Raw genomic sequence first — 20,599 nt, forward strand, 5'->3', positions numbered from 1 at the left:
GGGCGACGCCACCGGCTCCGAACCGAGCCCCGGCCCCGACCTGGTCGACCTGTTTCCCGCCGACAAACCGCAGCCGGGTTACCTGCCGGTGCTGCGCGCCTACGACTACGCCGGCGACGAGGTCGTCTTGATGCACGCCGACGACATCCGGCTGCGGCGCATGGCGGTGTTCGACGTGCTGGTCAACAACGCCGACCGCAAGGGGGGCCACGTTCTGCGCGACATTGAGGGCCACGTCTACGGCGTCGACCACGGGGTGTGCCTGCACGTCGAGAACAAGCTGCGGACGGTGCTGTGGGGCTGGGCCAACAAGCCGGTCGACAAGAAGATGCTGGAGGCGGTGGCCGGTCTCGTTGACGCGCTCGACGACTCGTTTTGCGACGAGTTGTCCGAGCTGATCACGCGGGCGGAGATCGCGGCGCTGCGCAGGCGCGCGCATGCGCTGCTCAACGATCCGGTGATGCCGGGACCGAACAGGCACCGGCCCATTCCCTGGCCGGCCTTTTAGTGCCCGGCCTTTTAGTGCCCGGCGTTCTAGTGCCCGGCGTTCTAGTGCCGGGAGTTCTCGCGCCCGGCGTTCTGAGGCGATGGCAAGCGCGGCGTAGCCGGGCGCTGCCGGTAGCCACCACGTGTTCTGCCACGTGTTTAAGCCCCGCACGGGCATCGGAGATACTGAGTCGGTGAGCCAGGGCCCGGACGAGCTGACCGATGCCGCACTGGCCGCCGAACGCGCCGCCGACGCGGGGGAGTTGCTGCTCAAGGTGCGCGACGAGATCGGCTTCGGTCATCCGTGGGAGCTGGGTGACGCCGGCGACACTCTGGCCAACGAGCTGATCCTACGGCGGCTGCGCGCCGAGCGTCCCGACGATGCGGTGCTCAGCGAGGAGGCCTACGACGACCTGGTCCGGCTCAAGCACGACCGGGTCTGGATCATCGATCCCCTGGACGGCACCCGCGAGTTCTCCACGCCGGGCCGCGACGACTGGGCGGTGCATATCGCGCTGTGGCAACGTCCCACCGGCGAGCCCACCAACGGCCGGCGGGAGATCACCGACGCGGCGGTGTCGTTGCCGGCCCGCGGGAACACGGTGTACCGCACCGACACCGTGACCGCCGACGCCGCGCGCGTCGGCATACCGCACACGTTCCGGATCGCCGTCAGCGCCACCCGGCCGCCCTTCGTGCTGCACCGGATGCGGCAGTCGCTCGCCATCCAGCCCGTGGCCATCGGTTCGGCAGGCGCCAAGGCGATGGCGATCATCGACGGCGACGTCGACGCCTACCTGCATGCGGGTGGCCAGTGGGAGTGGGACTCGGCGGCGCCGGCCGGGGTGGTGATGGCCGCGGGCATGCACGCGTCGCGGCTGGACGGCTCGCCCATGCGCTACAACCAGTTCGACCCCTACCTGCCCGACTTCGTGATGTGCCGCGCCGAGGTGGCGCCGATCCTGCTCGCGGCCATCCGCGACGCGTGGCGCTAACCGCGCGCGTTTAGAGTCGATGCCATGCAGTCGTGGGAGTTTCCACCGGTTCCGGTGTTACCGGGGCGTGGCCCCGAGCTTCGGCTGTATGACACCTCCGACCGGCAGGTGCGCCCGGTGGCGGCCGGATCGACCGCGACCATGTACGTCTGCGGCATCACGCCGTACGACTCCACCCACCTCGGCCACGCGGCCACCTACCTGACCTTCGACCTGGTCTACCGGCAGTGGCTGGACCTCGGCCACGACGTCCACTATGTGCAGAACGTCACCGACGTCGACGATCCGCTGTTCGAGCGCGCCGAGCGCGACGGCGTCGACTGGCGCGAACTCGGCGATCGCGAGGTTGCCCGCTTTCGCGCGGACATGGCGGCGCTGCGGGTCCTGCCGCCACGCGACTATGTCGCGGCCACCCAAGCGATCCCCGAGGTGATCGAGCTCGTCGAGAAGATGCTGGCCTCGGGCGCGGCGTACGTCGTCGACGGCGAGTACCCGGACGTGTACTACCGCGCGGACGCCACGCCTCAGTTCGGCTACGAGTCCGGCTACGACCGCGAAACCATGCTGCGACTGTTCGAGCAGCGCGGCGGCGATCCGCACCGGCCCGGCAAGACCGACGAGCTGGACGCGTTGCTGTGGCGGGCGGCGCGGCCGGGGGAGCCGAGCTGGCCGTCGCCGTTCGGGGCCGGGCGGCCCGGCTGGCACGTCGAGTGCGCCGCGATCGCGCTCAGCCGCATCGGCAGCGGACTGGACATCCAGGGTGGCGGCAGCGACCTGATCTTCCCGCATCACGAGTTCACCGCCGCCCACGCCGAATGCGTCCGGGGCGAGCGACGATTCGCCCGGCACTACGTGCACGCGGGCATGATCGGCTGGGACGGGCACAAGATGTCCAAGAGCCGGGGGAACCTGGTGCTGGTGTCGACGTTGCGGGCGCAGGGCGCCGAGCCGGCGGCGATCCGGCTGGGCCTCCTATCGGGGCACTACCGCGCGGACCGGTTCTGGAGCTCCGACGTGCTCGACGAGGCAAACTCCCGGCTGCGGCGTTGGCGCACGGCCACCGAGCTGCCCGCGGGCCCGGACGCCGCCGACGTCATCGCCCGCGTCCGCCAGTACCTGGCCGACGACCTGAACACTCCCAAAGCCCTTGCTGCGCTTGATGGTTGGGCCACCGATGCGCTTGAATACGGCGGTCATGACACCGAGGCGCCGAAGCTGGTGGCCACCGCGATCGATGCGCTGCTCGGGGTGGAGCTGTGAACACGCCAGCTGTGAAGGCGGTACGTTGACGGCCATGACGTCGCTGCAGGACAAAGTTGTTTTCATCACCGGCGGTGCCCGGGGAATCGGCGCCGAGGTCGCCCGTCGGCTGCGCAACAAGGGTGCCAAGCTCGTGCTGACCGACCTCAACGACGCCGAGCTGAGCGCGCTGGCCGCCGAACTCGGCGAGGAGCACGTGCTGACCGCCGTCGCCGACGTGCGCGACCTGCCGGCCATGGAGGCCGCCGCCGCTCGGGCCGTCGAACGCTTCGGCGGCATCGACGTGGTGGTGGCCAACGCCGGCATCGCCAGTTACGGGTCGGTGCTGCGAGTCGACCCGGAGGCGTTCAAGCGGGTGATGGACATCAACGTGCTCGGCGTCTTCCATACCGTGCGCGCCACGCTGCCCGCTGTGATCGAGAGCCGCGGCTACGTGCTGGTCGTCTCGTCGCTCGCCGCCTACGCCGCTTGTCCGGGCCTCGCGCCCTACAACGCGTCGAAGGCCGGCGTCGAGATCTTCGCTAACGCGTTGCGCCTGGAGGTCGCCCATCGCGGCGTCGACGTCGGCTCGTCGCACATGTCCTGGATCGACACCGCGCTGGTCCGCGACAGCGAGGCCGACCTTCCCGCCTTCGGCAAGCTGCTGGCCAGCTTCCCGTGGCCGTTGAACAAGACCACCACCGTCGCGAAATGCGCGGACGCGTTCGTCAAGGGCATCGAGGGCCGCCGGAAACGCGTTTACTGCCCGGGCTGGGTCGCCTTCTTCCGCTGGATCAAGCCGGTGCTGTCCACCCCGGCCGGGGAGCTACCGCTGCACAAACCCACGGCGAAGCTGCTGCCCCAACTGGACGCCCAAGTGGCTGCGCTCGGCCGGTCCACCAGCGCCTACAACCAGGGCTTGGGCAAGAAGGTTTAGCGCCCGAAGCCGGGCCGCCGGCGGCGCAGGTAGCGCTCGAATTCCGCCGCCAGCGCGTCGCCGTCGATCTTGCCCAGGGCATCGTTCATGTCGACCTCGGCGTCGCCGCGCTGTTCCAGCGACGACACGTATTCGGCCAGGTCCTCGTCCTCGGCGGCCATCTCGGTGATCGCCTGCTCCCACTCCTCGGCATCCGTCGGCAGGTCGCCCAGCGGAACCTCGATGTCGAGCACATCCTCGACGCGGCGCAGCAGCGCCACGGTCGCCTTCGGGTTCGGCGGCTGCGACACGTAGTGGGGCACCGCCGCCCAGAACGTCACCGCCGGGATCCCGGCGGCCACGCAGGCGTCCTGGAAGACCCCGGCGATGCCGGTCGGGCCCTCGTAGCGGCTTTCCTCGAGGCCGAAGCGTTTCGCCGACTCGGGGCTGTAGGCGGCACCGGAGACGGGAACCGGCCGGGTATGGGGCGTGTCGGCGAGCAGGGCGCCCAGGATGACCACGGTGTCCACATTGAGTTTGTCGGCGATGGCGACCAGCTCGGCGCAGAAGGTGCGCCAGCGCATGTTGGGTTCCACGCCGTGCATCAGCACCACGTCACGGTCGCTGCCCGGTGGCCGGCAGTGCGAGATCCGCATGGCCGGCCACACCAGCTCCCGGGTGACACCGTCGACCTGCCGGATGACCGGGCGATTCACCTGGTAGTCGTAGTACGCCTCGTCGTCGATCTCCAGGATCGGATCGGCTTCCCAGATGGCCTCGAGGTGCTCGAGCGCGTCGCTGGCCGCGTCGCCGGCGTCGTTCCAACCCTCGAACGCCGCCACGACGATGGTGTTGTGCAGTTCGGGCAGTGCGCCTTTTCCAAAGGGTGGGCCATCGGGCGGGGTCACAGAAATCAGCGTACGGCCTCAGACGCCGGAGTTCGGCCTTGCCTGGCGAGGACCTGTCAACCAGTGGGCGCATTCCATAGGACGACTATCCTTGTGGGGGACCGCCGACCTGACCCCGGACGACGTCGACAACCGGAACGGGCGCGGTCGGAACGAAATACTTCGGTTTCACACTGGTTAACCTTGGTAACTACCACGTCGCCGAGATGGTCGCCGAGATGATCGCGCCACCGATCGCGGCGATGAGTTGGGCGTCCAGACGTCGCTCGGGTGACGACGTAGACTTTTCTGGTCGAGAGGCGTTGCAACGGATACGGGTCCCCGCCGGTATCCGCCACGCTCGGCAGAGTCAAGGACGCCTTCCGTAACGGAAGGAACGTATGTGAACGCCCCCGTAAATGCCCCGGCGCCGAACACCTCTCAGTCAGAGACCTTCGCGCCGAACATCCGCCCGGACTGCACCGATGAGCTGAAGGCCGCTCTGCGCCGGCGGATCATGGTGATCGACGGCGCGATGGGCACGGCGATCCAGCGTGACCGGCCTGACGAGGCCGGCTACCGCGGGGATCGGTTCACGGAGTGGCCGACCGCTCTCCAGGGCAACAACGACCTGCTCAACCTGACTCAGCCGCAGATCATCGAGGGGATCCACCGCGAGTATCTCGAGGCGGGTGCCGACATCCTGGAGACCAACACGTTCAACGCGAACGCGATCTCGCTCGCCGATTACGAGATGCAGGAGCTGGCCTACGAGCTGAACTACGCCGGCGCCGCCCTGGCCCGCAAGGCCGCCGACGGGTACAGCACCCCGGACAAGCCCCGCTACGTCGCCGGCGCGATCGGGCCGACCACGCGGACCGCATCGATCTCGCCGGACGTCAACGATCCCGGGGCCCGCAACGTCTCCTACGACCAGTTGGTGGCCGCCTACCTCGAAGCCGCCAACGGCCTGGTCGACGGCGGGGTCGACCTCCTCATCATCGAGACCATCTTCGACTCGCTGAACGCCAAGGCGGCGGTGTTCGCCGTCGAGACGCTGTTCGAGGAGCGTGGACGGCGTTGGCCGTTGATCATCTCGGGCACCATCACCGACGCCTCCGGGCGGACGCTGTCCGGGCAGGTCACCGAGGCGTTCTGGAACTCGGTCAGGCACGCCAGGCCGATCGCGGTCGGCCTCAACTGCGCCCTGGGCGCGCCGGAGATGAGGCCCTACATCGCCGAGGTGTCGCGGATCGCGGACACCTTCGTCTCCTGCTACCCCAACGCCGGGCTGCCCAACGCCTTCGGCGAGTACGACGAGACCCCGGAGCGTCAGGCCGGCTACATCGCCGACTTCGCCGAGGCCGGCCTGGTCAACCTGGTCGGCGGGTGCTGCGGAACCGCGCCGCCGCACATCGCCGAGATCGCCAAGGTGGTCGAGGGCAAGCCGCCGCGTGAGGTGCCGGAGATCCCGGTGGCGACCCGGCTGTCGGGGCTCGAGCCGCTCAACATCACCGAGGACTCGCTGTTCGTCAACATCGGCGAGCGCACGAACATCACCGGCTCGGCCCGGTTCCGCAACCTGATCAAGGCCGAGGACTACGACAGCGCGCTGTCGGTGGCCCTGCAGCAGGTCGAGGTCGGCGCGCAGGTCATCGACATCAACATGGACGAGGGCATGATTGACGGCGTCGCCGCGATGGACCGGTTCACCAAGCTGATCGCGGCCGAGCCGGACATCAGCCGCGTGCCGGTGATGATCGACTCCTCCAAGTTCGAGGTCATCGAGGCGGGCCTGAAGAACACCCAGGGCAAGCCGATCGTCAACTCGATCTCCCTGAAGGAGGGCGAGGAGAAGTTCGTCCGCGAGGCACGGCTGTGCCGCAAGTACGGCGCCGCCGTCGTCGTGATGGCCTTCGACGAGCAGGGTCAGGCCGACAACCTGGAGCGCCGCAAACAGATCTGCGGTCGCGCCTACCGGATCCTGACCGAGGAGGTCGGCTTCCCGGCCGAGGACATCATCTTCGACCCCAACTGCTTCGCGCTGGCCACCGGCATCGAGGAGCACGCGACCTACGGGATCGACTTCATCGAGGCTTGCGCCTGGATCAAGGAGAACCTCCCAGGGGTGCACATCTCCGGTGGCATCTCGAACGTGTCATTCTCGTTCCGGGGCAACAATCCCGTCCGCGAGGCGATCCACGCGGTGTTCCTGTACCACGCCATCAAGGCCGGCCTGGACATGGGCATCGTCAACGCCGGCGCGCTGGTGCCCTACGACTCGATCGACCCCGAGCTGCGCGACCGCATCGAGGACGTCGTCCTGAACCGTCGCGAGGACGCGGCCGAACGCCTCCTGGAGATCGCCGAAAGGTTCAACAGCAAGGAAGACGCCGGCGACACGGCGGTGGCCGAGTGGCGGAGCCTCCCGGTCCGGGAGCGGATCACGCACGCCTTGGTCAAGGGGATCGACGCCCACGTCGACGCCGACACCGAGGAGTTGCGGGCCGAGATCGCCGCCGCGGGCGGCCGCCCGATCGAGGTGATCGAGGGCCCGCTGATGGACGGCATGAACGTCGTCGGTGACCTTTTCGGCTCGGGCAAGATGTTCCTGCCCCAGGTCGTGAAGTCGGCCCGGGTGATGAAGAAGGCCGTCGCATACCTGCTGCCGTTCATCGAGGAGGAGAAGGAGCAGAACGGCACCTCCCAAACTGGGGCAGCGGCGAAGGACACCAACGGCACGATCATCATGGCGACCGTCAAGGGCGACGTCCACGACATCGGCAAGAACATCGTCGGAGTTGTCCTGCAGTGCAACAACTTCGAAGTGATCGACCTCGGGGTGATGGTGCCCGCCCAGAAGATCCTGGACGCTGCCAGGGAGCACGACGCCGACATCATCGGCCTGTCCGGACTGATCACCCCGTCCCTGGACGAGATGGCCAACTTCGCCGTCGAGATGGAACGCGAGGGGCTTCAGATCCCGCTGCTGATCGGCGGCGCCACCACCTCGCGCGCCCACACGGCCGTGAAGATCTCGCCGCGCCGTAGCGGCCCGGTCGTGTGGGTCAAGGACGCCTCCCGCTCAGTGCCGGTCGCCGCCGCGCTGCTCGACGACAAGCAGCGTGGTCCCCTGCTGGAGGCCACCGAGGCCGACTACGCCTCCCTGCGCGAACGGCACGCCCAGAAGAACGAGCGGCCGATGCTGACGCTGGAGAAGGCCCGCGCGAACCGGACGCCGATCGAGTGGAACGGCTACACGCCGCCGGCGCCGGCCCAGGGCGTTGGTGTTGGGGAAGGCGTGCGGGAGTTCCTGGACTACGACCTCGCCGAGCTGCGCGAGTACATCGACTGGCAGCCGTTCTTCAACGCCTGGGAGATGAAGGGTCGCTTCCCGGACATCCTCAACAACCCCGCGTCGGGCGAGGCCGCGCGCAAGCTGTACGACGACGCGCAGCAGATGCTCGACACCCTGATCAAGGAGAAGTGGCTGACCGCCAACGGGGTGATCGGCTTCTTCCCGGCGAACGCGGTCGGCTCGGGGATTGAAGACATCGAGCTCTACACCGACGACACCCGTACCGAGGTGCTGACCACGTTGCACAACCTGCGCCAGCAGGGCGAGCACCGTGACGGCATCCCGAACCGGTCGTTGGGCGATTACATCGCGCCCAAGGCCACCGGTCTGGCCGACTACGTCGGCGCCTTCGCGGTCACCGCGGGGCTCGGCAGCCAGGAGAAGATCGCGGAGTTCAAGGCGGCCCTGGACGACTACAGCGCGATCCTGCTGGAGTCGATCGCCGACCGGCTGGCAGAGGCCTTCGCCGAACGGATGCACCAACGGGTCCGCAAGGAGTTCTGGGGATTCCAGCCCGACGAGCAGTTGGACAACGAGGCGCTCATCGATGAGAAGTACGTGGGAGTCCGCCCGGCCCCCGGCTACCCCGCCTGCCCGGATCACACCGAGAAGGTGACGCTCTGGAAGTTGATGGACGTCAAGGAGCGGACCGGCATCGAGTTGACCGAGTCGATGGCGATGTGGCCCGGCGCTGCCGTCAGCGGCTGGTATTTTTCGCACCCGCAGTCGCAGTACTTCGTGATCGGCCGGATGGCCCAGGACCAGGTCGCCGACTACGCGAGGCGCAAGGGCTGGACTCTGCAGGAAGCCGAGCGCTGGCTCGCCCCGAACCTCGGCTACAACCCCGAGGATTGATTGCCCACCCAGTGACCGCGAGCGACCGTGTTTGCACGACGACACGCCGTCCCGCGTGGCAGTTTGCGGTCGCTCGCGCGCCTGGTGCGGGGCTAGAGGCTAGATCCGCAGCACGGGCGCCAGGGCGGACAGCGGGATGTGCGCTTGCACCGTGCCGCCGTCCATGAACCATTGCATGACACCCGGCGTGAAGTTGAGCGGCTCGTCGTGGCCCACCGGGTAGTCGGGCATGTACAGGATCAGCTCGTCGGGCGTCACCGCCCACGCCTTGTACGCCCCGGAGTAGACCTTGTCCGGAGTCCAGCGGTCGACCGTGAAGGGGTAGGTCCCCGGGTCGTGTGGCGGTGGCGCTTGGTTGAGCGCCGTTTCGATGAACGGTTGCGCCAGTGGGGGAATGGCGGTCAGCGGGTTTGACGTCGTCAGGTCCGCCAGCTGCACCCGCCGGCCGCTGGCCATGTCGAAGGTGAAGGTCCGGTAGGCGTTGTTGGGCTTCGGTCCGTCGGCGTGGTAGTCCTCGTGGAACACCGCGCTGAGCAGGTTGCCGTGGCGGAACACCTCGAAGTTCTCCTCGCCGTAGCTGTCGGCGGCCATGGCGCCGTTGGCCGTTTTCCAATTGTTGACCAGGGTGCGCAGGTAGTCCCGGATCACCGGGCCCGTGGTCGGATTGTCGACCAGGTCGTCGGGCACGGCGACCTTGATGTCCCGGACGGCCTTGCGCTCCGACGTCACGGAGGTGTGGCAGTACTGGCCGTCCCAGTCGCCGCCGAGCTCGCCACAGAAGGACGGCGCGGACGCGTGCGCGGTGCCGGGAAGCGTTGCAGCGGCAATCATTACCGATGCCGCGAGCATTCGTCGCATCACAGTAGCTGGACCTTGCTTGCCCGCCAGCGACCGTCGACCTTCTCCATCGTCATCTTGATCCTGCTGCGGTCGATGCGCGGGTCGGGAGCGGCCGTGTTGGTGACGGTCTGGTCGATGAAGACCAGCACGACGACCTTGTTCGTGGATTCGGACTGGATCGCCGAGTCCACCACCACGCCGTGCGCGGTCGCCTTGTTGTCGATCAGCAGCTGGCGAAGCTTGACGCTGGACTGGGTGTACATGTCCTTGAACTCGCCCGTCGCGCCGTCGAGCACCTGCCTGAAGTTGTCGTCGACCTTGTTGGAGTCGATGCTCGTCAGCACCTGCGCATAGGCGATCGCCGCCTGTTGGGCCTGATCGCCGGCCAATCTGACCTGATGCTCCTGCCAGAGCCGCCAGCCGAGGAATCCCGAGACGGCAAGTGCTGCAACGAGAAGCGCCGGCAGCACGCTGCGGCGCAGATAGTGCTTCCAAGGTTGCCTGCGGCGCTCGGCCACAGGGGGCTTGCGTTTGAGCAGCGCACCCTCGTCTTCGTCGGTTGATTCGTCGGCGCGCACCTCGTCCACGTCTTCGATTGCGACGTCTTCGATTGCGACGTCTTCGATTGCGTTGTCCGGTGTTTCGGCGTCCGGCGCGGCTTCGGCATGCGCCTTGGCCTTCGGGTTCTTCTCGGTGGTCACGATCACGGTCATCTCCTAGGGTTCGGGTCGGCTGGTCTACGGCTCAGTGCGGCGGCTCGATCGGCAGTGCCGGGCCGCCGTAGGGGGTGGGAATGGTGTAGCGGCCCCGCGGGGTCGGATCGGTGCGCTGGCCCAGGTCCGCCCCCGGTGGCGGGCCGGCGGTGTCGTCGCCGCCCGGCCGCGGCGCGTTCTTGGCGCCGCGGATCGAGACGGCGGGGTCGTCGTCGCGGCAGTACGTGTACATGAACGGCTCGTAATAGTCGGCGGCGGACGAGGCGTGCGCGGGTGTCCCGTAGTCGCACACGTAGCGGGGGTAGAGGTCGGCCGTCGCCCAGACACCGCCGTCGTGAAAGGCGCTCGTCACCGCGTCCAGTACCGACCCGCGGTAGTCGGGGAACAGCGCGTTGAGCGCGGGGACCCGTAGATAGAGCAGCTGCGACATGGTGGCCATGCTGCCCAGCAACTGCACCATCGTGTCCGAATTGTCGGCGAACAGATTGTCGACTGCCGATAGTGTGCGCGGCGTCTGCCCGGTCAGACGGCGATAGCCGGCCTGCATCCTGGCCACACCGGTCAGCGTCTTGTTGAGTTCGGTTGCCGCAGAGCCCAACCCGGCGTTCTTGTCGCTTGCCAAGGTGAGCACCACCCGGCTGGTCTTGATGATGCTGGTGGTCTGCGGCAGCACCGAATCCAGCGTCGAGAGCAGGAACGTGCCGCCGTCGACGATCGCGGTCAGCTTCGCGGGCCCCTCCTTGCTCAGGCTCAATTCCTTCTTGATCAACTCGATCTTGTGGGGATCGACCTGCGCCAGCAGCCCGTCGGCGTCGCCGAGCAACTGCGCCAGGCTGACCGGGGCGGTCGTGCGGTCCGAGGTGATGAGGCTGCCGTCGTGCAGGTACGGCCCGGCGTCGGAGGCGGCCTCGAAATTGATGTACTGCTCACCCGCGGGCGACAGCGCCGACACGTGCACGACGCTGCTCGCCGGGATCCGCACCTTCGACGTGATGCTGGCGACGGCGTTCACCCCGGTGTCGGTGATCTGCAGCGACTCCACCCGGCCTATGCGCACTCCGCGCAGGGCGACATCCTGATTGGGCAGCAGGCCACCGGAATCCGGCAATTGCACGGTGACCCGGTAGGACGAGGCGAACGGCTTCACCCGCAACGCACCGACAAGCAAGTAGGCGGTTGCAACGACCAGGATGAGCGCCAGTCCGGCCACCGACAGCCAGACCTGTTGCCGGTGGCCGGTGCGGACCACGCGGACAACGAAATTCGCGACGTTGTCGATGACGCGGATCACGGTTGTGGCCCCGGTTGTGGTCCCGGTTGTGGCCCCGGTTGCGGTCCCGGCGCGGGCTCCGGCGGCGGACCCGGCGCGACATCGATCTGGCCCGGGATAGTCGGGTCCGGGATGACGGGAACCTGCGGTGAGTTCGGGCCCCGCCCGACCACGCGTTCCTGCAGCCGCCACAGCGTGTACTTGAGGGTGCCGACGAGCAGGTTGACGTTGTAGTGGTGGGGTCCGTGCAGCCCGATGTCGCCGGGGAACCCGATGTCGGGCAGCGATCCGAGCATGATCTTGTCCACACCCACGTTCACCGAGATCGAGTTCCCCGCAGTCGATTTGACCAACGCGGGGATCAGCCGGTTTATCGACAGCCAGCTGGTGTCCGGGCTCATCGCGACGTCGTTGGCGGCCCCGGCGACGGTGTTCAGATCGCGGATGATGCTGCGGCCGCTGGTGTCGGTCCCGCCGATCGACGGGAACCTGGCCAGCAACCTGGAGGTGTCGCCCACCTGCACCGCCAGGTCGGAGAGCTGGGTGGTGTTGTCGGCCAGGGCCGAGGTGGCGGGGCCGGCCGCGACCATCAGGTCGGTGATGGTCTGGTTCTTGGCGTCGAGTTGGTCGGCCAGCTGCGACAATTGGGTCAATGCGGCCGAGATCTGATCGGACCGGGAATCCAGCCTGCCGAGCAGCTCGTTGGACTTGCGGATCATGTCGCCGAACGCCTGGCCCTGGTCGCCGGTGGCCTTGCCGAAGCCGTTGATGATGTTGGTGAAATTGCGTACCGCCCCGCCGTTCACCAGAATCGCCGCCGAACTCAGCACCGACTCGACGGTTGCGGCGGCGGCCGTGGAATCCAGGCCGATGGTGTCGCCGTCCTTCAACAGGGGGCCGTCCGCTTCGCCTGGGGGTTCGCCTGGGGCCGGCGGCTTCAGCGCGACGAACACGTCGCCCAGCGGTGTCGCGGTGCGCAATTCGGCCGTGCTGCCCCGGGGCAGTTGCACCCCGTCCCGGATACGCAGCCGCGTCACCGCGGTGTAGTTGCGCGCGACCATCGATTCGAGCTGCCCGACGTCGGCGCCGCCGAGCTTCACCTTGGCGTTCATCGGCAGGTTGAGCGCGTTGGAGAAAACCGCGTTCAGCGAATAGCCTCCCGAACCCAGCCCCGGCGCCGGAAGGGGCAGGCTGGCAAGCCCGTTCGTGGCGCATCCCGCGGTCACCATCGCCGCGGCCATGGCCGCCAGCACGCCGCGCGCGCCCGCGCTCCTCATTTCTGCCCCATCGCGGCCATGCCGTCGAGCACATAGGTCAACCCGAAGTCGGGGCCGAAGTCCTGGATGGTCCCCGTGCTGCAGCCCAGCTGACGAAGCCCCATCAGGTTGCAGATCTCTTTGGTGTACTGGCTGTCGAAGAGCAACCGATCGGTGAGGAAGCGAGCCCGCACGCTGCCGTTCGCCCGATCGATCATGTTGTAGGCGTTGTCGGCCACCAGCGGCGCCAGGTCCAGGAGCTCGGCGAGGTCGCGCCGCTGGTCGGTCACCATCTTCAGGGTGGTGTTGCCGCTCAGCGCGGCCTGCTTGATGTTGTCGCGGTTGGCGTCGAGCAGGTCACCCGCCCGTTGGATCAGCTGGTCGAGTCTGCGTCCGGTGCTGCCGTTGCCGATGTCCTCGTCGGCCATTATCTGGCTGACCTGGTGGATGGTCGAGGCGAATTCGCGCAACTTGGCGTCATTGGCGGTGACGGCGTCGAACAGGGTGCTGATGTTTCTGACGATCGTGGTGATCTGCTCGCGGGTCGTCGCGCCGCGGTCACTGGACAGGCGCAGCGCCTTGGACAGCTCGCCCAGCGCCGCCTTGATCTTTTCGCCGTTACCGTTGACCACTTCGGCGCCGCCATTCAGCACGTCGGCGATCGGGCCGCCGCCGTGGCCGTCCCCCTCGAGCGACTTGGTCACCTTGTCCAAAACGTTGAGGACACTGCTGAATTCGACGGGCGTCTTGGTCCGCGGCAAGCCGATGGTGTCGTGGTTCTGCAGAGTCGGCCCACCGCGGTAGGGCGGCGTGAGTTCGATCTGCCGGTCGGTGAGGATGGAGGTCGACACCGTGACGGCCTGCACCGTGGCGGGAACCTTGACGTGGCGGTCGACGGTGAACTCGACTTCGACATAGCCGCCCTTGGCGTTGATCTTGGTGACCTTGCCGACCGGCATGCCCAGCACCGCCACCGCGTTGCCCTCGTAAAGGCCGGAGGCACTGTCGAATTGGGCGGTCACGGCGATCGTATCCTCATCGGAACTCAGGTACCACCAACCGATTCCGACCGCCGCGGCGAGAACCGCGACCGCGGCGACGAGGGCCAGCGCCTTGGCGCCGAGCCCCCTCACTTGCAGTCCTTGAAGTACTCGATCATGCCGAACTGCTTGGCACGGCCACTGATCGCGCACATCCACGAGTCGATCAACGGAACGTTGGGGGCGTTGAAGTTGATCGCGTTGCCGTCACCCGTGAGGTTGGCGGCCTCGCGGAAGAAGATCGGGCTGGTTTGCAGCATGCTGTGCAGCAGGTCGTCGTGTTGAGCCATCAAATTGGTGAAGTCGCGCATGTCCTTGATCAATGCGTCCAGCCCCGACCGGTCGTTGACCACGACCTGGCTCATCGTGTCGATCAGGCTCGAGAGCGATTGCATCATCGCGTGGAAAACGGCGCGCCGCGCGACGAATTGGCCCAGCAGGTCCTGGCCCTGGTCGACCAGGTTGCCGATGCCGGCCTGCTGGCGCCGCAGCGTGTTGGTCACCTGCTCGGTGCTGCGCAGCAGCTGTCCCAGTTGGTCGCGCCGCACGGCGATGATCGACGAGAGGGTGTTGATATTCGAAATGGCCTGGGGCACAACGGCGGGCAGGCCCTCGAGTTGCTTGCCGAGCACCGCGAGCGACTGGGCGAACCGGTCGGAGTCGACCTGCTCGAACGTGGTGGTGGCGTCCTGCAACGCGGCTTGCAGGTCGTAGGGCACCTCGGTGTGCGCCAGGTCGAAGGTGTTGTCGGGCAGGTGCGCAGGGCCGCTGGGTTCCAGCGCCAGGTAGCGCGAACCCAGGATGGTGGTGACCTTGATCTGGGCCCGGGAATCCTTGCCCAGCGCGATGTTGTCCCGGATCTTCAGGCCCGCCTCGACGTGGTCTCCGACGAGTTTCATGCTGGTGACGTTGCCCACCGGGATGCCCGCGACCACGATCGGGTTGCCCGCCCGCAGCGAGGCCGCCTGCAGGAATTCCGCGGTGTAGTGCCGGTATCCGGCGCCGAGCGCGTGCACGAGCAGCATGACCCCGATGAGGACCGCGACCACCGCGACGGCGATGAACCCGAGCCACGTCTTGTTGTAGCTCTCCAGCGGACGCTTTCTCATCCCCGAAAGTCGAAGCCGGACGGACGTTTCAGCCATCGGCCGTGCTCCTGCACCTCGGGGTGTGCCAGGCCTTGTTGCCCGGTGTGGCGGCGTTGACGATGATCGGTACGACGTCGTTGAGCCCGGGGAAGAACCCCATGAAGTTCACGTCGCACACGTAGGCGTTGCCGTAGGCGCCCTGGTTGCCGACCCGGGTCAGCCCTTTGAGCAGCAGCGGAATGTTGTCGCCGAAGAATGCCACCTGCGGTTCGACGTCCATGATGTGCTTGGTGACACCGGGCTGGCGGTCGATGAATTCGCGCAGTGCCGGGTACACGTCCGCCGCCGACGTCGAGAGCCGGCCGGTCACCCGCGCGAGCGAACCCACCGAGGCGACCAGGTCCGGGCGCCGCGCGTCGAGCTCGCCGACGATGCTGCGGGTCTGGGTGATGACTCCGTCGAGATCGTCGTTCTGCCGGGCCAGGTTGCCCATCACCTTGTCGAGGTTGGTGATCACATTGCCGAGCGCCTGATCCCTGCCCGCGAATGTCTCTGTGAGGGTGGAGGTCTGGCCGACCAGCGTGGCCAGTGACGACGTGTCGCCCTGCAGCGAGGCGATGATGCCCTTGGTGAGGTTGTCCGCGTCGTGGGGGTTCAGCAGGCTGAACAACGGTTCGTAGCCGTTGAGCAGCGTGGTCACGTCGAAGGAGGGTTCGGTGCGTTCCAGTGGGATGGTGCTGCCCGGCGGGAGCAGCTCCCGACCGCCCTGCTTGCCCAGAGACAGTCCGAGGTAACGCTGGCCGACGATGTTCTGGTAGGTGACCGACGCCTCGGTGTTCCCGAACAACCGCTGCTCTTGCTGCACCACGAACGAGACCTTCGCGAGGTTGCCCTCGAGCTCGATCTTTTCGACTCGACCCACCCGCACCCCGGCCATCCGGACGTCGTCGCCTTCGCGAAGCCCGTAGACGTCGCTGAACACGGCCGAATACCTGGCGGTGTTGCCGGCGACGTCGCGGCGCAGGCTCACATACACCAGCCACGTCAGCGTCAAGGAGACGACCATGAACAGCGTCAGGGCAACGAGTGGGCCGCGGAACCTCACTTCGCCTCCCCGGGGGGCTGAGCCGGTGGGCGCGCCAGTGACACCGTCGTGCCGCGGGCGACCGGACCCAGCAGCAGCTCGGTGGCTTCGGTCGCGGGCGCGCCGGTGATCACGCCCAACACGTTTCGTTCGTACTGGCTCCCAACGGGGCCCACGTTCCCCCCGAAAGAGGCCTGGGGGATCCATGGCGCCTTGGGGGCCACCGGCGCGACCCACGGTTCGTGTGGTTGCGGTGTCGCCGGCGCGCCGGGTGAGGGGTTGTCGGGGTTCGCGCTGCCGGGGACGGGCGGTGACGGCGTGATCCCGGCGGGCAGCGGGGGATTGGGGTCGGACAGGTTGGGGTTCGGGTTGATCAGCGGTGGCCCCACGGCCACCAGGTTGCCGTCCGGGCCGATCACGGTTCCCGGGGGCGGCGCGAGATCCTTGGGCGGCTGATAATTCTGCGGCAGCAGCACGTCGGGCAGATCGGGCCGCACCGGAATCAGCGGCGCGGTGAAGCAGCTGGGCCCCTTCAACTCCCCGTAATGAGGACAGTCGGCACGTGTGTAGGTGGAGCTGGGCGTGAAGGTCAGCATCGCGCGCATGTTGCCGAGATTGGTCCGGGGGTTCCAGACCTGCTCCATGAACTGGTTGGCCAGGTTGTCCAATTTGACGACGGCGGGCACGAAGTTGTTCGACTTCTGCGCCAGCACGCCGATGACCGGCGTGAAATCGGTGGTGATCTGGATGAGTTGGTCGATGTGATTGCCGAACGATTGCCGCGTCGTGCCGACCGTGTAGTCGGCGCCCGAGAGCAGCGAGGCCAGCTGGCCACGGGTCTCGGCGAAGGTTTGCATCGGCTCGACGGCCCGGTGCAGTGCGTCGAGAAGGTCGGGGGCCGTCTGCGCGAGACCACGCGTCGCATCCAGCAGCGCGGACACCGTCGAGGGGCCGGTGTCGGTGCTGACAATCGAATTGAGCTGGTCGAGAAGGCGATTCAGTTGTGCGCCGGCGTTGAGCAGGCTGACGCGGCGGTGGTCGGTGGCGGCACCGAGCGCGGCCAGGATCCCCACGGACCTGTCGTCGCGTCCGCGCCCCGCCGCGGCGAGCACGTCGCGCAACTTGCTGACGGTCGTCTGGAAGAGAACGGTCGGAAGCCGGTTGTCCTCCGGGATGTGCGCGCCGTCGCGGATCTTCTCGCCCGGGCCCTGCTGGTTTGGGGAGCCCACCAACTGCACCGACGACACGGCGAACACGTTGCTGGGCACCACGCGCGCGGTCACGGTGGCCGGAATCGATTCAGCGTATTCATGTTTCAAGTCGATGTGGACGTAGTTGGGTTTGCCGTGCGCCGCGGGGACCACGCCATCGACCATGCCGACGAGGACGCCGTGGTACTTGACGTCGGACTTCTGCGGAAGTCCGTCGCCGACGTTCACCAGATCCGCGACCACCCGCACGTAATCGTTGAGCCGGCCCGTCGATTTGACCAGCATCGCGGTGGTGACCAGGGCGCTGACCACCAGGACCGCGATGCCTATGCCGAACAGCTGCCGGTCGGACGGGCCGCGACCGTCCAGCTCAAAGGAATTGGGCATGTTCCACCGACCTAGCCGCCGAATCTCGCGCCCGAGTCCACGCCCCACAGCGCCATGGTGAGCAGCATGTTCACGATGATCACGACGGTGATGCTGGCCCGCATGCCGTGTCCCGCGGCGACGCCGACGCCCTCGGGGCCGCCGCCCGCGTAGTAGCCGTAGTAGCACTGGATCGTGGACGCGATCCAGACGAAGATGACGGCCTTGATCAACGAGTAGACGATGTCCTGCCCGGCCAGCATCAGCGTGAAGTAGTGAAGGTAGGAACCGGTCGAACCGCCACTGCTGATTCCCACCACCACTTGTGTGCTCAGGTAGCCGATCGCCAGGCAGGCGGCGTACAGCGGGACGATCGCCACCACCGAAGCGATCAACCGGGTGGTCACCAGGTAGGGGATCGGGCGGATCGCAATCGATTCCATGGCATCGATCTCCTCGGCGATGCGCATGGATCCCAGCTGGGCGGTGAAGCGGCAGCCACCTTGCATGGCGAAGGCCAGCGAGGCCATCAAGGGCGCCAGCTCGCGGGTATTGACCAACGAGGACACGAATCCGGTCGCGGGCCCGAGGCCGAGCAGATCCAGGAAGTTGTAGCCCTCGATGCCGACCAGCGCACCGACCGTCATGCCGAGCACCACGGCCACACCGGCGGTGCCGCCGCCCACCACGATCGAGCCGTTGCCCCAGGTGATGTTCGACAACAGCCGCAAGAACTCGCCGCGGTACTGGCGCAGCGCGAGCGGGACGGCGACCAGCGCGCGCACGAAGAAGACCAGCAGATGGCCGAGCCGGATGACCGGTACCTTCCCCCGCCGGTAGAGCCGGACGAGCGGGACCGAAATCGGTGCGAACGGCTGATACGCGGAGGCGGTCACGTCACAGCCCCGTCCTGGGCGACAACATGATGTAGAGCTGACTGATCGCGACGTTGACGATCATCAGCAGCAGGATCGCCTCGACCACCGCCGCGTTCACCGAGTTCGCCACGCCCGTCGGTCCGCCCTTGGTGGACAAGCCTTTCTGGCTCGACACGATGGCCACGATGGCGCCGAACACGATCGCCTTCACGAGCGCCAAGATCATGTCGCCGGTCGTCGCGAACGACGCGAACGTCGACACGAAGCTGCCCGGCGCGCCGTTCTGGAAGTACACGTTGAACATGTAGCTCGCGAAGAATCCGGCGAAGCACACGACGCCGGTGAGGGCCACGCCGATCATCACCGCCGCGGCGAGGCGGGGGACGACCAGACGGCGGATCACCGAGACGCCCATCACCTCCATCGCGTCGGTTTCCTCGCGCATCGTTCGCGAACCCAGGTCGGCGGTGATCGCCGAACCGACGGCCGACGCCATGAGCACCGCGGCCACCAGCGACGCGCCCTGTCGAATGACGGCGAGCCCGCTGGCGGCCCCGGCCAGCGACGTGGCCCCGACCTGGCCGGCCAGCAGCGCGAACTGGATGGAGAGGGTGACGCTGATCGGCAGGGACACCAGGATCGTCGGCAGCACGGCGGTGCCCGCCATGAACGCGCCCTGCCGGACGAACTCCTGCCACTGGAAACGCCCGGTCATCAGGTCGAAGAAGAAGTACTGAACGGTGCGCACACCCAAGATGAACTGTTCGCCGACCGTCGTCAGCGAGGCGATCGGGTGACGTCTGACGTACCCGACCGACCAGTCCCGAACGGCGGCGACGCCATCGACTTGTGTCGTCATAGTGGCGTGAGCTGGACGCCAGCCAGCAAACTCATGGCACGGGCCATGGCGTATCGGCTACCGTTTTCATCGGCCCTCTTCCCACCCCTTGAATCCCTGAGTGCCGAGCAGACGACTTCGGGCGCCTTTGACGCGGATTGACGCGCATCCTTATTAAAATAGTGTCAACAGGCCCCAAGAATCCGCAGTTCATCGGTGTGTGCTGCATCACATTAGCGTACTTGATAGGGACTTTCAATAGTGTAGAGTCACTCATCTGAGTTCGTCGTTGGACGGCACCGTAGGGTTTCAATGTCGGATTGACGAAGGTGATGGCATGCCGTCAGCAAACACTGGCTCGCTGCGGGATCGCCGCCGTGCCGCGTTGCTCTCCCAGATCCAGCAGACCGCGCACCGGCTTTTCGCCGAGCGCGGCTTCGAGGCGGTGACGACGGAGGACATCGCGGCGGCCGCCGGGATTTCCATCAGCACCTATTTCCGGTATGCGCCGACCAAGGAAGGCCTGCTGGTCGATCCGGTCCGGGAGGCGGCCGCCGAGATCGTCGGTTCCTACAGCGCGCGGCCCCCACACGAGTCGCCGGTCGAGGCGCTGATTCAGCTGTTCGTCACGCACGCCAGAGATGTCAGCGAGGTCGACGACCTCGATCCGTGGCGCCACGCCGTCGCGACGGCGCCCCACCTGTTGAGCAAGTCCGTGCTAGTCAGCGAGGCCGACCACCGCGGTCTGATCGAGCAGGTCGCACACCGGATGGATGTCGATGCGGCGGTCGACATCCGGCCCGCGCTGTTGGTCCACACGAGTTTGGCCACAGTCAAATTCGTTCTCGATGGGTGGCTGAGCGCGGATATCACCGCGAGCCCACCGTTTCACGTCCAACTGGAAGAGGCGTTGCGGATCACGCTCGCCGGATTCGACTGACCGGACGGCTGAAAACCGCGCTGGAGTGAAACCGCCGTGACTTTGCTCGCCACCGCGTGAAACAATCGCTGGCCGTGAAGACGTTCGAGGATCTGTTCGCCGAACTCGGTGAGCGTGCGCGCACGCGGCCGGCCGGCAGCGCGACGGTTGCGGCGCTGGACGGCGGCATACACGGGCTGGGCAAGAAGATCCTGGAGGAGGCCGGCGAGGTGTGGCTGGCCGCCGAGCACGAGCCCGACGAGGCGCTCGCCGAGGAGATCAGCCAGTTGCTCTACTGGATGCAGGTGCTGATGATCGCGCGTGGCCTGTCCCTCGACGACGTGTACCGGAAGCTGTGAC

Annotated in this window: 18 protein-coding genes; 7 read left to right on the forward strand and 11 right to left on the reverse strand. The window is 67.2% G+C overall.

The annotated features are described in order from the left end of the window. From A5713_RS25100 to A5713_RS25115, 4 genes are all read left to right on the forward strand, one after another. Positions 1–508: SCO1664 family protein (locus A5713_RS25100; RefSeq protein ID WP_156752024.1), on the forward strand; the 508-nt coding region annotated here is incomplete at its 5' end. A 172-nt stretch (positions 509–680) separates the two neighbouring features. Further along, positions 681–1,481, forward strand: coding sequence for a 3'(2'),5'-bisphosphate nucleotidase CysQ (locus A5713_RS25105; protein ID WP_068099003.1), 801 nt, complete (start codon positions 681–683; stop codon positions 1,479–1,481). A 24-nt stretch (positions 1,482–1,505) separates the two neighbouring features. Further along, on the forward strand, positions 1,506–2,741 hold the full coding sequence (gene mshC, locus A5713_RS25110) for a cysteine--1-D-myo-inosityl 2-amino-2-deoxy-alpha-D-glucopyranoside ligase (protein ID WP_068099004.1): 1,236 nt from the start codon (positions 1,506–1,508) through the stop codon (positions 2,739–2,741). A 34-nt stretch (positions 2,742–2,775) separates the two neighbouring features. Continuing rightward, positions 2,776–3,657, forward strand: a complete 882-nt coding sequence (locus tag A5713_RS25115) for an SDR family oxidoreductase (protein WP_068099005.1) — start codon at positions 2,776–2,778, stop codon at positions 3,655–3,657. Here A5713_RS25115 and A5713_RS25120 read toward each other — a convergent pair. Continuing rightward, positions 3,654–4,544: a PAC2 family protein gene (locus A5713_RS25120; RefSeq protein ID WP_197509260.1), complete on the reverse strand. Its 891-nt coding sequence runs from the start codon at positions 4,542–4,544 to the stop codon at positions 3,654–3,656. The two genes, A5713_RS25115 and A5713_RS25120, sit on opposite strands and share 4 nt — an antisense overlap. 382 nt (positions 4,545–4,926) lie before the next feature. On the opposite strand from A5713_RS25120, the gene metH reads away from it, so the two are divergent. After that, positions 4,927–8,736, forward strand: a complete 3,810-nt coding sequence (gene metH, locus A5713_RS25125; RefSeq protein ID WP_068099008.1) for a methionine synthase — start codon at positions 4,927–4,929, stop codon at positions 8,734–8,736. A 99-nt stretch (positions 8,737–8,835) separates the two neighbouring features. On the opposite strand, the gene A5713_RS25130 is transcribed toward metH, so the two are convergent. From A5713_RS25130 to A5713_RS25175, 10 genes are read right to left on the reverse strand one after another with little or no spacing between them, the layout of a single operon-like run. Continuing rightward, a complete protein-coding gene (locus A5713_RS25130; protein WP_082973152.1) occupies positions 8,836–9,597 on the reverse strand; it encodes a mannan-binding family protein in 762 nt (253 codons plus the stop codon). After that, entirely contained in the window at positions 9,594–10,289 is a 696-nt protein-coding gene (locus A5713_RS25135; RefSeq protein ID WP_068099009.1) for a tetratricopeptide repeat protein, read from the reverse strand. Before A5713_RS25135 ends, A5713_RS25130 begins: the two co-directional genes overlap by 4 nt. A gap of 31 nt (positions 10,290–10,320) precedes the next feature. Next, entirely contained in the window at positions 10,321–11,580 is a 1,260-nt protein-coding gene (locus A5713_RS25140) for an MlaD family protein (RefSeq protein ID WP_068099010.1), read from the reverse strand. Beyond that, positions 11,577–12,836 carry an MlaD family protein gene (locus A5713_RS25145; protein ID WP_068099011.1) on the reverse strand — a complete coding sequence of 420 codons (1,260 nt, stop codon included), beginning with the start codon at positions 12,834–12,836 and terminating at the stop codon, positions 11,577–11,579. Before A5713_RS25145 ends, A5713_RS25140 begins: the two co-directional genes overlap by 4 nt. Next, on the reverse strand, positions 12,833–13,948 hold the full coding sequence (locus tag A5713_RS25150; protein ID WP_068099012.1) for an MCE family protein: 1,116 nt from the start codon (positions 13,946–13,948) through the stop codon (positions 12,833–12,835). The genes A5713_RS25145 and A5713_RS25150 overlap by 4 nt, the downstream gene beginning before the upstream one ends. Then, a complete protein-coding gene (locus tag A5713_RS25155) occupies positions 13,945–15,000 on the reverse strand; it encodes an MlaD family protein (RefSeq protein WP_068099013.1) in 1,056 nt (351 codons plus the stop codon). The genes A5713_RS25150 and A5713_RS25155 overlap by 4 nt, the downstream gene beginning before the upstream one ends. Beyond that, the gene (locus A5713_RS25160) at positions 14,993–16,048 is read right to left on the reverse strand and encodes an MlaD family protein (RefSeq protein WP_068099014.1); all 1,056 of its coding nucleotides are present in this window, start codon (positions 16,046–16,048) and stop codon (positions 14,993–14,995) included. The genes A5713_RS25155 and A5713_RS25160 overlap by 8 nt, the downstream gene beginning before the upstream one ends. Next, a complete protein-coding gene (locus A5713_RS25165; RefSeq protein WP_068099015.1) occupies positions 16,045–17,625 on the reverse strand; it encodes an MlaD family protein in 1,581 nt (526 codons plus the stop codon). The genes A5713_RS25160 and A5713_RS25165 overlap by 4 nt, the downstream gene beginning before the upstream one ends. A gap of 11 nt (positions 17,626–17,636) precedes the next feature. Further along, positions 17,637–18,500: an ABC transporter permease gene (locus A5713_RS25170; RefSeq protein ID WP_068099016.1), complete on the reverse strand. Its 864-nt coding sequence runs from the start codon at positions 18,498–18,500 to the stop codon at positions 17,637–17,639. A gap of 1 nt (position 18,501) precedes the next feature. Beyond that, complete coding sequence (locus A5713_RS25175; protein ID WP_068099017.1) at positions 18,502–19,341, reverse strand: ABC transporter permease; 840 nt, start codon at positions 19,339–19,341, stop codon at positions 18,502–18,504. A 316-nt stretch (positions 19,342–19,657) separates the two neighbouring features. On the opposite strand from A5713_RS25175, the gene A5713_RS25180 reads away from it, so the two are divergent. Continuing rightward, positions 19,658–20,260, forward strand: a complete 603-nt coding sequence (locus A5713_RS25180) for a TetR family transcriptional regulator (protein WP_067918376.1) — start codon at positions 19,658–19,660, stop codon at positions 20,258–20,260. A gap of 56 nt (positions 20,261–20,316) precedes the next feature. Next, positions 20,317–20,598, forward strand: a complete 282-nt coding sequence (locus tag A5713_RS25185; RefSeq protein ID WP_068099018.1) for a phosphoribosyl-ATP diphosphatase — start codon at positions 20,317–20,319, stop codon at positions 20,596–20,598. The last annotated feature ends 1 nt before the right edge of the window (position 20,599 follow it).

It is taken from the genome of Mycobacterium sp. E2497, from assembly GCF_001668695.1.
In the GTDB taxonomy this organism is placed as follows: Bacteria; Actinomycetota; Actinomycetes; order Mycobacteriales; family Mycobacteriaceae; genus Mycobacterium.

Coding starts and splice junctions, on each gene's coding strand:
- mshC (WP_068099004.1), top strand. CDS start 1,506: ATGCAGTCGTGGGAGTTTCCACCGGTTCCGGTGTTACCGGGGCGTGGC.
- A5713_RS25115 (WP_068099005.1), top strand. CDS start 2,776: ATGACGTCGCTGCAGGACAAAGTTGTTTTCATCACCGGCGGTGCCCGG.
- A5713_RS25135 (WP_068099009.1), bottom strand. CDS start 10,289: ATGACCGTGATCGTGACCACCGAGAAGAACCCGAAGGCCAAGGCGCAT.
- A5713_RS25145 (WP_068099011.1), bottom strand. CDS start 12,836: ATGAGGAGCGCGGGCGCGCGCGGCGTGCTGGCGGCCATGGCCGCGGCG.
- A5713_RS25155 (WP_068099013.1), bottom strand. CDS start 15,000: ATGGCTGAAACGTCCGTCCGGCTTCGACTTTCGGGGATGAGAAAGCGT.
- A5713_RS25165 (WP_068099015.1), bottom strand. CDS start 17,625: ATGCCCAATTCCTTTGAGCTGGACGGTCGCGGCCCGTCCGACCGGCAG.
- A5713_RS25175 (WP_068099017.1), bottom strand. CDS start 19,341: ATGACGACACAAGTCGATGGCGTCGCCGCCGTTCGGGACTGGTCGGTC.
- A5713_RS25180 (WP_067918376.1), top strand. CDS start 19,658: ATGCCGTCAGCAAACACTGGCTCGCTGCGGGATCGCCGCCGTGCCGCG.